This window comes from Streptomyces sp. NPDC026515 (assembly GCF_055567595.1).
Genome location: NZ_JBVHQD010000005.1, coordinates 304,927 through 317,553 on the forward strand (window position 1 = coordinate 304,927; position 12,627 = coordinate 317,553).

Sequence of the window (12,627 nt, forward strand, 5' to 3'; positions counted from 1 at the left end):
AACTCCTGTCACAGACCTGGGTGTCGGGCGGGCTCGGGCGTCAGACCGCGGAGGACTCGTGCATGCGGCGGCGCAGGCTCAGGGGGCGCATGTCGGTCCACACCTCGGCGATCCGGGTCAGGCACTCCTCACGGGTGCCTTCGGTCCCCTCGGCGTGCCACCCGGCGGGCAGCTCCCGCCCGACGGGCCACAGCGAGTACTGCTCCTCGTCGTTGAACACCACGCGCTGGCGGGGGCCTTCGGTCTGCTCGGCGGTCATGGGTACTCCTTCGTGGATACGGTCGGCGGCCAGGGCCGGGCCGCCGCTCGGGGTGGCGGTGCGGTGGGTGCGCGCCGGGCGGGGGGCCCGGGCGGTGCTCAGGCGGGCAGGAAGCCGTCGACGCGGACGCCCAGAGCGCGCCGTTCGGCTTCCTGGCGCACGAACTCGGCCAGCGCCACGTCCAGGACGCCGAGGCCGAACGGGGAGTAGACGACCGGCCGGTGCGGCTCCCGGCGCAGGTCGGCGGTGCCGCGCAGCAGGGCACCGATCGGGGCGGCGATGAAGTCCCGGTTGCCGGAAGCCTGTTGGGCGAGGTCGAGGGAGGTGCGCTCGCGGCAGACGTGGTCGGCGTCGTCGACCACGTTGACCGCGCCGAGGATCGCCTCGGGGGTCAGGTCCCGCAGCGAGACGTGCAGCACGGTGGTGTCCGGGCCGCAGGCGGCGAGGTCCATGTGCGGGGTGGCGGCGGTGGTGGCCAGGGACACCAGCCGGTGCGCGCCGAGCGCGGCGGCCAGGTCGGTGACCGAGCGTGCCTTGACGGCGGGCACCTCCTCGGCGCAGCGGGCCCCGAACGCCTCGGCGCGCGCGGGGTCCGTGTCGTAGAGGGCGGCCTCGCGCAGGTCGGGCAGGGCTGCCGCGAGGAAGCGCAGGATCTCCAGGTTGATCACGCCGCAGCCGATGAGCAGCACGGAGGGCGCCGGCCGCGCGACGGTGAGTTCCGCGGCGGCGAGCGCGGCGCTCGCCGCGGTGCGCTTGGCGGAGATCACCGCCCCCTCGACGAGGGCGACCGGGTGTCCGCTCTCCAGGGAGTTGAGCAGGACGGCGGCGCTGGCCCGCTCGGTCCCGCGGGCCACGTTGCCGGGGAAGGAGGAGATCCACTTCATTCCCGCGGCGGGCCGCTCACCGCCGCGGTAGGCGGGCAGGCCGATGATGCGGTCGCGGCTGTGGTCCTCCTCGGGGAACCGGAGGAACACCGAGTGCGGCAGGGACGTCTGCCCTGCGTCGTGCAGCCGGTAGGTGTCGGCGACGAGGTCGATGATCTCCGTCTCCCGGCCGGACAGGACGTCCGTCACGTCGGTGCGTCGGAGAATCAGCATGAGGTTCCCTCTCTGCGGGAAGGTCGGGGGCGGGAAGGCGCGGGGCAGAGCCTTGATGACGGAGAGATGGTGGGTTGCGGCGCTATATGCGCCCTATACGGTCCGTACACCTCGGCGTCGTGCGGCCGCGGTGCTCATGGCGCGTCCGACCCCAGCGCGAGAAGGAACTCCAGGTCGTCGTGGGCGACGAGGACGACGTCGGCCACGGTGGTGGCGGGCGCGTCGAGGGAGACGTCGAGCAGGCGCATCCAGGTGTGCCCGAACCGCTCGACGGTGGCGGGGTCGAACAGGTCGGTGTTGTAGCGCAGCATCGCCCGGAAGCCGCCGGAGTGCTGCAGGATCTCGGTGGCCAGGTCCAGCTGGCCCTCCTGCTGCGGTACGTCGCACAGCTCGGCCCGCAGTCCGCCGAGCCGTACCGGCCCCTCGTACAGGCCCGCGATCGGCAGTCTGTCGGCGGCGACCAGGGTGCAGGAGATCCGGAACGGCGGACCGACCGCCGGGCCGCCGCCCGCCGTCAGTTCGACGGGGTGACGGGCGTGGCCCACGCCGGTGCGCAGCTGCCGCTGCGCGGACTCGACGCTCTCCAGCAGGGTCGTCGCCGGCGTGAAGCGGCCGGCGACCGGGAGGGCGTTGACGTAATAGCCGACGGCCTCCCGGGTGCCGGGTGAGAAGCGGGTGGTGACCGGGCAGCCGATGAGGAAGCCGTCGCCGCAGCCGGACCGGTGCAGGGCGGCCTGGAAGGTGCCGAGCAGCCAGGCGAACGGGGTCAGACCGAGCCGTGCGGAGCAGTGCCGCAGCCGCCGTGCGGTGTCCGGGTCGAGCACGACCTCGTGGGTGGCCCCGTTCAGGGTGCGCCGGGCCGGCCGTGGCCGGTCGCTGGGCAGCGCCGCCGCGTGGAGTCCCGCACGGACGGTCCGCCAGTGCGCGGCGGCCCGGGCGCCGCGCGCGGAGGCCACGAAGTCCCGTTCCGACCGGACCTGTTCGTCCCAGCCGGTGACCGCAGCGGGTGCGGGTTCCGCGGACCCTCCGGTACGCGCCCCGTACGCGGCGAAGAGGTCGCGGACGAGCAGCCACTGCGAGGTGGCGTCGCTGACGATGTGATGGGTGACCGTGACGAGGACCGCGTCGTCGGCGGCCCGGCGCAGCAGTACCGCGCGGAAGGCGCCCGTCCGTTCGAGCCGGAAGGGCTCCCTGGCGGTCCGGTCCGCGAGGCGGAACAGTTCGGCCTCGTCGGCCCCCGGGACCTCGCGGACGTCCAGGCGGGCCGTCGTGGGCGGTGCGACCCTGCGCACGGGACCGTCGTCGCCGGCCGGGAAGCGGGACCGCAGCAGTTCGTGACGGTCCACGAGAGCGGTCAGCGCGTCCTGGAGGACGTCGGTGCGGACCCGGTCGCGCAGCCGCACGGCGAGCACCACGTGGTACGCGGCGCTGTCCGGGTCCAGTTGGTGGGCAAGCCAGAGCGCTTCCTGCCCCGCCGACACGAGCATGGGGCGTCAGTCCTTCCACAGGTGCGAGACGTCACCGAAGTTCTGCCGCACCCAGGTGTCCGAGTAGATGGTGTCGAGGTAGCGGTCGCCGCCGTCCGGGAAGACGAGGACGCAGTTGGAGCCCTCCGGGATGCGGTGCCTGATCTTCCACAGCGCGGCGACGGTCGCCCCGGACGAGCCGCCCGCCAGCACCGCTTCCCGGGCGATGAGCCGCCGGCACGCGACGACGCACTCCAGATCGGATATGTGCACCACCTCGTCGGCGGCGGAGGCGTCCATCAGCGGGGGCACCACCGAGGCGCCGTGACCGGGGATGAGCCGCTGGGTGGACTCCAGTCCGAAGATCGCGCTGCCCATCGCGTCGACGGCCACCAGGGTGGTGTTCAGACCGCGCGCCCGGATGTGATCGCGGCAGCCTCGCAGGGTGCCGAAGGTGCTGACCGAGCAGAAGAGGTAGTCGACCCGGCCGTCCAGGCTCTCCTCGATCTCCCGCATGGTGGTCTCGTGGGCCTTGGGATTGAGAAGACTCTCGTACTGGTTGGGCCAGTACGCGTGCGGGGTCTGTGCCACGAGTTCCCGCACGCGTCGCAGGCGGACGGGCAGGTACTCGCTCGTCTTCTCGTCACGTTCGGTGACGACCTCGACCTCGGCGCTGAACGCCCGGAGGATGGCGAGGTTCTGCTCGGTGGTCTTGCCGTCCACCACGCAGATGAAGCGCAGACCGAAGTAGCGGCAGATCTGGGCGAGTCCGACGGCCAGATTGCCCGAACTCGACTCGACGATCACGGAGCGCCCGGGCTCCACCTCGCCGCTGCGGATCGCGGCGAGCAGCATGCCGAGCGCGGACCGGTCCTTGATGCTGCCGCCGGGGTTGAATCTTTCGATCTTTCCGAAGACGCGCGAGCCGAAGTGGGGTATCACTCTTTCGAGTCGGACCAGTGGGGTGTTCCCCACGGTCGAGAGAATGCCTGGGAACGTTTTCTCGGGCACGGCGCCCCTTCCCGGAGAGGTCACGGCGAAACGGGCTGGTCTACCGGGCCAGTTCGGCCGCGAGGTACGCGGTGATCGCGTCGACGGTCGGGTGGTCCCAGGCCATGGTGGGCTCCACGACGAGCCCGTAGTGGTCCTCGACGTCGCCGCAGAGGCTCAGCGCGTACACGGAGTCGAGTCCCAGTTCGGTGAGTTGCGCGCTCGCGTCGACATCGGCCGGCGCGCACTCCAGGTAGTAGGCGACGCGGCCGACCAACCAGGTGCGGACCGGCTCGGACGAGACGGCGGACGGGACAGTGGCTTCGGTCATCAGTCAACTCCCTTGTCGGGCCCTGCCGGTGTGGCGAGCCCGGTACGGAACATGTCGAAGGTGCGGGCGCCCCGGTGCCGTTCGGTGAGTTCCTCGAACATCGCCTCGGCGGCGGGGTCGGGCAGCGGACCGGGGCGCAGCCCCAGGTGTTCGGCGAGCCGCCGCAGCGCCGCGGTGACCCACAGCGGATCGGCGAGGAAGGGATCGCCGGAACCGGCCGCCCGCCACACGCCGAGGCAAGCGGCGGCCGCGAGGAGGAGGACGTACCGCTCGGCCAGCAGGAAGGCCCGCCGTCCCGCCACCGGCGTGCGGTCCCGGGGCGGCAGCGAGCCGGCCCGCCGAGCCAGGTCGGCCAGCGTGTCCGTGAACATGGCGGCCAGTCGGGCGAGTTCGGCGAGCTCCGGCCGGTCCGCCGACTCCTCGGCGAGCTCGTCGGCGAGCCCGGGGAGTGCACCGGCGAGGCCGTCCGCGCCACGGCTGGTGAGTTCGAGCCGGGCGAAGTCGAGTTCGGGCAGCGGGTCGTGGAGGCGGAACAGGGCCTCGGGGGCGGTGGATACGGAGGGTGCACGGTCCAGGGCCGGTTGCCAGGCCCGCTCGGCGAGCCGTGGCAGCTGCGGCACGATGTTCGACAGGCACACGGCCCCGCTCGCGTGGGCGAGCGCGACCACGGGCAGGTCGCGGGCCGCCTTCTGGAAGCCGGCGTACGGGCCTTCGCGCAGGTAGCCGCGCGCCCCCAGCAGCACACCCAGCCGGTACGAACTCTCCTGCAGGATTTTCGGCACCAGGTACTTCACGGCCGCCGACCGGACACTCGCCTCCTCGGGCAGCAGATGCAGCGACCGGGCGGCGACCATGGACAGCGCGTCGCAGATCAGCAGGTCGGTGAAGGCGTCGGTCAGCACGGAGCGGGGCAGTGGCAGGGCGCTCACCGGCCGCCCGTACAGCCGGCGCTCCCCCGCGAAGGCGAGGACCGCGCGCAGCTGTGCGTCCCCGACGCCCACCACCATGCCCGGCAGCACACACCGGGTCACCTGGAACACCTTCAGGACCGTCTCCAGGGCGCCGCCCTCGGCGCCGAGCAGCGCGTCGGCCGGTACGGCGCAGTCGTCGAAGGCGATGCCGCCGAGCAGGCAGCCGCGCACGCCCGAGGTGGCGTACCGGGCGGAGCGGTCCACGTCCCCGGCGGGCAGCGCGTCGAGGTCCACCAGCAGATGCGAGTGGCCGCGGCTGCCCGGCCGGTCGTCGGTACGGGCGAACAGCACGGCGGCCTCGGCCCGGCCGACGTTGTTGACCAGCTGCTTTCCTCCGCCGAGGAGGTAGCCGCCGCCCGGTGCCGGCCGGGCGGCGAGCGACACGCGCGCGAAGTCGCTGCCGTGGTCGAGTTCGGTGTAGGCGGCGACGATCCGGCCGCCGCCGCACAGCAGCTCGGCCGCTCTGCGCTGTTGCCCGGCGCTGCCGTCCGCCCAGACCGGCAGGCCCGCGATGAAGCTGGTGACCCCGTGGCCGATGCCCAGGCTGCAGTCCCGCCGGAACAGGCTCCGCATGAGCAGCGCGAACCGGTCGGCGCGCACGAAACGCCCTCCGAGCGCGGCCGGGACGAACTCGGCCCCGAGCCCGAACGCGGACAGGGCCCGCTCCCCCTCGGGCAGCAGTTCCCCCCGTTCGTCGGCGTCCAGGACGGCCCGCAGGCCGAGCGGGTTGTCCACGTCGTCCGGGTCACCGAGCAGGTCCTCCAGACGACGGATGCGCTCCAGGGTGGTGTCACGGCGCACCGGGCGCCCGGTCGCGCCGGTGGTGAGCAGGTCCGTCATGCCGCGTCCTTCGTCGTACGGGAGGGGTCGGGCGCCGTGCCGTGCGGTGCGGTGCTCTCGGCCGTCGGGCACCGCAGCAGCGAGAACAGCAGTCCCTGCTCGGCCTGCGCGTACAGCGCGGGCAGCAGGCGGTCCAGGGCCGGGCCGTCGGCGTCGTCCAGGTCGGGCACCCGGGTCAGGCGGTACAGCAGACGGGCCAGCACGGCGTCCAGCCAGGCGGCGCCCTCCCACAGCGGGCCCTGGGCCCGGGCGGTGCCCTCGTTCTCCAGCCACAGGTGCAGGCTCGCCGCACCCGCGTACACCAGGGCGTACCGGCGGGCCGACGCGAAGGCCGAGGCGGGCACGGCGCGCGCGCTGTGCCGGTGGGCGGCCATGTCCTCGTGCACCTCGTCCGCGGCGGCGAGCAGCGCCCGGGCACGGTCGGCCACGGCGGGCGGCGCCGTCTCGCGGACCCGGCGCACGGCCTCGGGCAGGGACTGCACGACGCCGGCACCGGACCGGGCGTACAGGGTGAGCCGGCCGTGGTCGAGGACGGGCGCCGGTGCGTCGAGCCGGGCGGCCGCGGCGACGCCGTCGAGGTCGGCGAGCCGCCTGTGCCAGCCGCGGCACAGCACGGGGAACTGGTTGATCAGGGAGTTGAGGTTGACGGCCGTACTGCCGTCGAAGATGCCGACGATACGGTGATCCCGCTCCAGCTTCTGGAAGGCGCCGTCGGCGAATTCCGCCACCAGCATCGCCCGGGCGCCGAGCAGTCCGCGCAGCGTGCCGATCACCTCGTCGCCCAGGGTCGGCACCAGGTACTTGACCGCGGCCGACACCACGCTCTGCTCCTCGGTCAGGGTGTGCACGGAGCGGGTCGCGACCAGGCTCACCGCCTCCATGGCCAGCAGGTCGGCGTAGCACTCGGCCAGAGTGCGCGCGGCGTGCGGGAGTTCGGTGAGCGAGCGCCGGTACAGCTGGTGGGTACGGGCGAAGCCGACGGCGACGCGCAGCGCGTGGTCCGTCATTCCCAGGGACATCGCGGAGCACAGCGTGCGGGTGATCTGGAAGCCCTTGAGAACCGTCTCCAGCCCCTCGCCCTCCCGTCCCACCAGGGCGTCGGCGGGTATCTCGGCGCCGTCGAAGGCGATGCCGCTGATGTCCGCGCCCCGCACGCCGTGCGTCGCCACCCGCGGCAGCGGACGCCAGGCGTCCCGGTCCAGCCGGGCCTTGTCGACCAGGAACAGGCTGAAGCCGCGGCTGCCTCCCTCCGGGCTCGTGCGGGCCAGGACGCAGACGAGGTCGGCCCGGGTCGCGTTGTTGATGAGCCACTTCTCGCCCCGCAGCCGCCAGCCCCGCTCGGTGCGTTCGGCCAGGAGCCCGCCGGCCAGCAGGTCGCTGCCATGGGCCTGTTCGGTGACCGCCAGCGAGACGACGGCACCCTGGTCGATCCGTCTGGCCAGCGCCTTGGCCTGCTCCCTGCGGCCCGCCACCCATATGGACACGGCCCCCAGATAGGTCTTGGCATGGACGAGGGCGGAGGTGAAGTCGCGGCGCGAGAGAGTCCTTATCAGCTGCGACAGCTCCTCGCTGCTGCGTAGTGCGCCGCCGTGTTCGGCGGGCACGAACCAGCGCGGCACCCCCAGTGCCTCCAGCTCCCGGCAGGCCGCCCCGGGAAACGCCTCGGTCCGGTCGAGTTCCGCCAGGCGCCGGTAGGACAACTCCCGGCCGTCGTCGCGCGGGTCGCCGAGGCGGGCCTCCAGCTCCCGGGCCAGCGCCAGCGGGTCCCAGTCGGCCCCATCCGGCGGGGACGGCACGGTCATCCGGCGACCGGACCGGGCGGGGCGTGCCGTGGCTCGGAAGGCGGCACGCAGTTCGGCTGACAACTCCTCGTGGAGCACCGCCAGTTCGCCGCTCTCGAAGAGGGTCCGCATCCGGGTGCGCCGGATCTTGCCGCTCGTGGTCCGGCTGATCCGTCCCGGTCTGACCAGGACGACGCCTCCGACCCGGGCCCCGAGGCGCCGGGCGAGCCCGGCCCGCGCGGTACGGGCCAGCGCCGTCAGCTCGCCGGCGGAGCGGCCACGGCCGCGTACCTCCTGCACCGCCACGACCTGTTCGGCGGCTCCGTCGCCGGGCCGGCACCCGAAGACGGCGGCGGGCAGTTCGGTGAACGCCTCGTCGAGGTCGCGCAGTTCGCGTTCGATGTCGTGCGGATAGAGGTTCCGCCCGTGCACGATGATCATTTCCTTGAGACGGCCGGTGACGTAGAGCTGCCCGGACCGCAGTGCCCCCAGGTCACCGGTGCGCAGGAAGGGGCCGTGACCGTCCGCGGTCACCGCGTGGAAGGTCCGCCGGGTCTCCTCGGGACGGTTCCAGTAGCCGAGGGCGACGCTGGAGCCGCGGATCCAGATCTCTCCGACCGCCCCTTCGGGGAGTTCGGTCGCGGTCGCGGCGTCCACGACCCGCACGTCGAGGTCGCGCACCACACCGCTGCTCGCCAGCGGCCGCACCGCCGCGCCCGGCCCGGCTTCGGCCACCTCGTCGCGGGCCAGGGCCGCGGCGTCGGCGCGCAGGACGGTCGGCGGCTCGTCGGCCGGCGTGCCCGAGACGTAGAGCGTGGCCTCGGCCAGTCCGTAGCCGGGCAGCAGGGACCGTGCCGAGAAGCCCGCGCCCGCGAAGCGCTCCGCGAAGCGGGTCAGGGTCGCGGCGTCGACCGGCTCGGCGCCGTTGCACGCGTACGTCCACCGGGACAGGTCGAGTCCGGCGGTCTGCTCCTCGGTGAGGTGCCGTGCGCACAGGTCGTAGGCGAAGTTCGGGGCGCAGCTGATCTCGGCACCGTGCCGCTCGATCAGCCGCAGCCAGGAGAGGGGATGCTTGAGGAAGTCGGTGGGTGACATCAGCACGGCGGTGCCGCCCAGGTGGAGCGGGGCGAGCATCATGGCGATGAGCCCCATGTCGTGGTGGGCGGGCAGCCAGCTGCACCAGGTCATGCCGCCGTGCCAGCCGTGGCTGTCCCGCATCAGGCGCAGGTTGTGCAGGAGCGCACCGTGCTGGACCATGACGCCCTTCGGGTCGCTGGTGGAGCCGGAGGTGTACTGCAGGAAGCACAACGTCCGCGGCTCCACCGGACGTTCGCTCCAGAGCGTGGCGTCGCCCGCGCGTTCGGCCGTCTCCAACGAAGCCACGGCCAGGGCCGGCAGCTCGGCCGGGTCGGCCGCCGGCCAGCGGGTCACGGACGGCAGTCCCGCCTCGTCGGTCAGCAGCAGCCGCGCCCCGGTGTCGGCGGCGATCGCCGCGGTGCGCGACTCCTGGCGCCCGAATCCCCCGGGCAGGGGCACCGGTACCGGCACCGCACCCGCGTAGAGGCAGGCGAGGAAGGCGCGCACGAAGCCGGTGCCGGGGCCGCAGCACACCAGCACCCGCTCGCCGGGCGCCGTCCGCCGCCCGAGCCACTGCGCGGCGGACCTGGCCAGCCGGTCGAGTTCGCCGTACGACAGATCCTCCTCGGTCGGTCCGGCGAAGCGGACGGCGCTGTGCGCGGGCTCCTGTGCAGCCCTGCGGCGCAGTGCGCCGACGAAGCTCTCGAAGTCGGTCACCCCAACTACTCACCCTCTGCGGCCTTACCGGCCGCGTTCGCACAGCAGCGGTACGGGCGCCAGCCAACCGACGTCCGCTATGCGGCTCCTATACGCGGTCTTGCGGCACCCCGACGACGGACGGGACGGACCTCGGATCCGCACCCGGTGGCGGCCCGCCGTACGACGCCCCCGACAGGCAGGCGCCACACGACGAACCGCGGTGTCCCACGCGGCAGCCCCAGGGACGAGCCGCCGTACGACACCCCCCAACAGGCAGGCGCCACACGACAGGCCGCGACAGCACACGCGGCGAGCCCGGGACCGGGCCGCCGTACGGCACCGCACCCCGAGCACGGCGGTGCCGCACGGCGGTCCGGGTGGCTCAGCCGCAGCCCCCCGCGTGTCCGTCGTCGACGGACCGTTCGGGTGCGAGCGGGGTCCCGGGGGCATCCGGGTCACCGTCCGCGGGCCCGGCGGGCGACGGGTTCGACCCGGCGAGTGCCGCGACGAACGCGGGCAGCCGGTCGACGCCCCAGTACTTGTCGTAGTGATCGACGAAGAAGGGGACACCGAAGACACCGTCGCGTTGTATCTCCAGCAGGATCCGCACCCCCTCCGCGCGGAGCTCCGGGTCGTCGCAGGCGCCGGCCAGTTCCCCGGGGTCCAGGCCAAGTTCGCCGCCGAACCCGGCGATCACCGACCGGTCGCAGATGTCCTGTCCCCGTTCCCAGCGGGCCCGGGCGGCGAGTGCGATGTACTCGGGTCCCCGGCCGTACCGGGCCGCCGCCAGGTACCCGAGGTGCGGAATCTCCCACACGGGATCCCGGTCCACCGGCCAGCCGAACGTCAGTCCCCGGTCCTCGGCAAGGCGCCGGACGTCCTGGAGGATGTAGCGGTGCTTCTCCGGGGACATGGGGGTGTAGGGGAAGCTGCCGCCGGCCTCGGCCAGCAGTTTCCGGCTGAGCTCGTCCGGTTCGAAGAACGGCACCCACTCCAGGGCGCCGGCGGTGCGCGGATGCGACCGGAGCAGGTCCCGGTAGGCGAGCCAGGAGTACGGGCTGCGCAGCGAGAAGTAGAAACGCGGGGGCCGCCTGGTGCGCCGGCCCCCCCGGGCCCCGGTGCTCACAGGGCGATACCGCCGTCCACCTGGAACACCTGGCCCGTGATGTACGACGCTTCGGGCGAGACCAGGAAGGACACCAGCGAGGCGACGTCGTCGGCGCTGCCGAAGCGCTTGAGCGGGATGCGGCCCAGCATCTCCTTGGCCGTCTTCGGCGGCAGCACCGACGTCATGTCGGTGTCGATGAAGCCGGGCGCCACCGCGTTGGCACGGATCCCGTGCCGGCCGGCCTCCTTGGCGAAGGAGCGGGTGAAACCGATGATCCCGGCCTTCGACGCCGAGTAGTTGGTCTGTCCCGCGTTCCCGGCCACACCGGCCACCGAGGAGAGGGTGACCACCGTGCCGCCGCCTCGTCTGACCATCGGGAAGACGACCGCGCGGCACAGGTGGTAGGTGCCGTCGAGGTTGGTGCGGACGACCGCGTCCCAGTCCTCGTCCGGCATCAGGACCAGCGGGCTGTCCCGGGTGATGCCGGCCGAGGTGACCGCGGCCGACGGCGCGCCGAGTTCCTCCTCGGCCGCGGCGACGAAGTCACGCACCTGTGCGCCGTCCGCCACGTCCACGCGGCGCGCGAGCACCCGGCGTCCCGCCGCCCGTACCTGCTTCTCCACCAGGGCCGCAGCCTGGTCGTCGGAGCGGTAGCAGAAACCGATGTCGTAGCCGTCCCTGGCCAGGCGCTCGACGACCGCCCGGCCGATGCCGCGCGACCCGCCGGTGACCAGCGCGACCCTGCCGCTCTCCGCGTCCCGCGGGGGCTGTGCATCCTGTGCAGACATTGCGTCCCTCCTCAGACGTTCAGCGCGGTGCGGTCCGCTGCCGGGCGCAGGTCCTCGACGTCGCGCAGCGCCACCACGAACGAGCCGACCCGCAGCACCTCGCGGCCGGCGGCGTACGTCTCACCCGCGAGGACCGCCGTCTCACCGGCCGACTTCACCAGGCGCACCCGGTGTTCCAGCACGTCACCCGGGTAGGTGCGGACGCCGACCGTCACCTCGTTGATGGCGCCCGCCAGTTCGAGCTTCCCGGCCAGCACGTCCGGATTGGGGGTGTCCCACACCGACAGCAGCACCGCGGACTGCGCCCACGACTCGATGACGAGGGAGGTGGGGTAGGCGTAGTCGGCCGCAGCCGCTTCCGGGCCGAGCCGGGCGTAGCAGGGCTCGTTGCCGGAGACCGCCTTGAGCGCGGTCAGGGTCTCACCCGGCCTGACCCGCGTGACGCGGTCGACCAGGAGGATCTCCCCCCGGTGCGGGATGGTCTTCTTGATCCGGCAGACGCCGTACCCGGTCACGGGGTGTCCTCTTCCTCGTCGTGCTCGTGCTCGTGCTCGTGCTCGTGCTCGTGCAGGCGGTAGCGCAGGCGGATGTCGGCGACCTTGCCGCGGTTGGTGGCGACGGCCGCCTTGAAGAGCAGCCCGGCCGCGTTGTCGACGACGGACACGTCGGACAGGACGCGGTCGCCGGGGAGGACGGGCCGGTGGAATCGGCAGCGGTCCATGGCGACGAGCGCGATGTCGGCGCCGTCCGCCGCGGGCACGTTGGTCCTGGCCCACTGGCGCACCGTGCGATCCGTGGCCTCGATGAGGAACACGCCGGGCAGCACCGGAAAGCCCGGGTAGTGCCCGGCGAGGACGGGGTCGTCGTCCTCGGGGGCTTCGAAGACCGTGGCCGCGCCCGTGGCGCCGGTGCGGATCAGTTCCAGGTCGCCCAGCGGCGAGGCGGCGCTCACCGGGTCTCCCGCAGCTTGCCGTCGAGCAGTTCGTAAGTGCCCTGGAGGGAGGTGATCGAGGTCAGCTCGGTCTCGGCGAGCCGGACCCCGTACTCCTTCTCCAGGCGCACGGTGATCTCCAGTGCCATCAGGGAGTCGACGTCCAGGTCGTCCATGAAGTGGGCGTCGTCGGTGACCTCGGCCACGTCCAGATCTAGGACGTCGGCCACCAGGTGACGCAGTTGCTCCTTGTCGAGCCCGGATGTGGTGATGTCGGCCATGGCCTGCA

General features: G+C 73.1%; 12 protein-coding genes. All 12 read right to left on the reverse strand.

All coding sequences use genetic code 11. From position 1 onward, the window contains the following. Nucleotides 1–40: 40 nt before the first annotated feature. The 12 genes from ACZ4O3_RS12215 to ACZ4O3_RS12270 all read right to left on the reverse strand — a co-directional run bounded on the left by ACZ4O3_RS12215 (nucleotide 41) and on the right by ACZ4O3_RS12270 (nucleotide 12,619). The gene (locus tag ACZ4O3_RS12215; RefSeq protein WP_467722083.1) at nucleotides 41–259 is read right to left on the reverse strand and encodes an MbtH family protein; all 219 of its coding nucleotides are present in this window, start codon (nucleotides 257–259) and stop codon (nucleotides 41–43) included. 98 nt (nucleotides 260–357) lie between these two features. Continuing rightward, nucleotides 358–1,356 (reverse strand): 2,3-diaminopropionate biosynthesis protein SbnB, encoded by a 999-nt coding sequence (sbnB, locus tag ACZ4O3_RS12220; RefSeq protein WP_467722084.1) that lies wholly within the window; start codon nucleotides 1,354–1,356, stop codon nucleotides 358–360. Nucleotides 1,357–1,490: 134 nt separating this feature from the next. Next, the gene (locus tag ACZ4O3_RS12225; protein ID WP_467722085.1) at nucleotides 1,491–2,843 is read right to left on the reverse strand and encodes a condensation domain-containing protein; all 1,353 of its coding nucleotides are present in this window, start codon (nucleotides 2,841–2,843) and stop codon (nucleotides 1,491–1,493) included. 6 nt (nucleotides 2,844–2,849) lie between these two features. Then, nucleotides 2,850–3,797, reverse strand: coding sequence for a 2,3-diaminopropionate biosynthesis protein SbnA (gene sbnA, locus ACZ4O3_RS12230; RefSeq protein WP_362731655.1), 948 nt, complete (start codon nucleotides 3,795–3,797; stop codon nucleotides 2,850–2,852). A 76-nt stretch (nucleotides 3,798–3,873) separates the two neighbouring features. Next, nucleotides 3,874–4,143, reverse strand: coding sequence for an acyl carrier protein (locus ACZ4O3_RS12235; RefSeq protein ID WP_362731657.1), 270 nt, complete (start codon nucleotides 4,141–4,143; stop codon nucleotides 3,874–3,876). Beyond that, entirely contained in the window at nucleotides 4,143–5,954 is a 1,812-nt protein-coding gene (locus ACZ4O3_RS12240; protein ID WP_467722086.1) for an acyl-CoA dehydrogenase, read from the reverse strand. Before ACZ4O3_RS12240 ends, ACZ4O3_RS12235 begins: the two co-directional genes overlap by 1 nt. Continuing rightward, nucleotides 5,951–9,529: an AMP-binding protein gene (locus ACZ4O3_RS12245; RefSeq protein ID WP_467722087.1), complete on the reverse strand. Its 3,579-nt coding sequence runs from the start codon at nucleotides 9,527–9,529 to the stop codon at nucleotides 5,951–5,953. The genes ACZ4O3_RS12240 and ACZ4O3_RS12245 overlap by 4 nt, the downstream gene beginning before the upstream one ends. Nucleotides 9,530–9,893: 364 nt before the next feature. Then, nucleotides 9,894–10,637 carry a DsbA family protein gene (locus ACZ4O3_RS12250; protein ID WP_467722088.1) on the reverse strand — a complete coding sequence of 248 codons (744 nt, stop codon included), beginning with the start codon at nucleotides 10,635–10,637 and terminating at the stop codon, nucleotides 9,894–9,896. Continuing rightward, the gene (gene fabG / locus ACZ4O3_RS12255) at nucleotides 10,634–11,407 is read right to left on the reverse strand and encodes a 3-oxoacyl-[acyl-carrier-protein] reductase (RefSeq protein ID WP_362730025.1); all 774 of its coding nucleotides are present in this window, start codon (nucleotides 11,405–11,407) and stop codon (nucleotides 10,634–10,636) included. Before fabG ends, ACZ4O3_RS12250 begins: the two co-directional genes overlap by 4 nt. 11 nt (nucleotides 11,408–11,418) lie before the next feature. Further along, nucleotides 11,419–11,922, reverse strand: a complete 504-nt coding sequence (locus ACZ4O3_RS12260; RefSeq protein ID WP_362730028.1) for a 3-hydroxyacyl-ACP dehydratase FabZ family protein — start codon at nucleotides 11,920–11,922, stop codon at nucleotides 11,419–11,421. Further along, entirely contained in the window at nucleotides 11,919–12,359 is a 441-nt protein-coding gene (locus ACZ4O3_RS12265; RefSeq protein WP_467722089.1) for a 3-hydroxyacyl-ACP dehydratase FabZ family protein, read from the reverse strand. Before ACZ4O3_RS12265 ends, ACZ4O3_RS12260 begins: the two co-directional genes overlap by 4 nt. After that, nucleotides 12,356–12,619, reverse strand: a complete 264-nt coding sequence (locus ACZ4O3_RS12270) for an acyl carrier protein (RefSeq protein WP_362730033.1) — start codon at nucleotides 12,617–12,619, stop codon at nucleotides 12,356–12,358. The genes ACZ4O3_RS12265 and ACZ4O3_RS12270 overlap by 4 nt, the downstream gene beginning before the upstream one ends. Nucleotides 12,620–12,627: the final 8 nt, after the last annotated feature.

What these genes read in the sequence shown, in the direction of transcription:
- ACZ4O3_RS12235 (WP_362731657.1), bottom strand. Translation starts at nt 4,143, where the DNA reads ATGACCGAAGCCACTGTCCCGTCCGCCGTCTCGTCCGAGCCGGTCCGC.
- ACZ4O3_RS12270 (WP_362730033.1), bottom strand. Translation starts at nt 12,619, where the DNA reads ATGGCCGACATCACCACATCCGGGCTCGACAAGGAGCAACTGCGTCAC.
- ACZ4O3_RS12240 (WP_467722086.1), bottom strand. Translation starts at nt 5,954, where the DNA reads ATGACGGACCTGCTCACCACCGGCGCGACCGGGCGCCCGGTGCGCCGT.
- sbnB (WP_467722084.1), bottom strand. Translation starts at nt 1,356, where the DNA reads ATGCTGATTCTCCGACGCACCGACGTGACGGACGTCCTGTCCGGCCGG.
- ACZ4O3_RS12215 (WP_467722083.1), bottom strand. Translation starts at nt 259, where the DNA reads ATGACCGCCGAGCAGACCGAAGGCCCCCGCCAGCGCGTGGTGTTCAAC.
- fabG (WP_362730025.1), bottom strand. Translation starts at nt 11,407, where the DNA reads ATGTCTGCACAGGATGCACAGCCCCCGCGGGACGCGGAGAGCGGCAGG.
- ACZ4O3_RS12225 (WP_467722085.1), bottom strand. Translation starts at nt 2,843, where the DNA reads ATGCTCGTGTCGGCGGGGCAGGAAGCGCTCTGGCTTGCCCACCAACTG.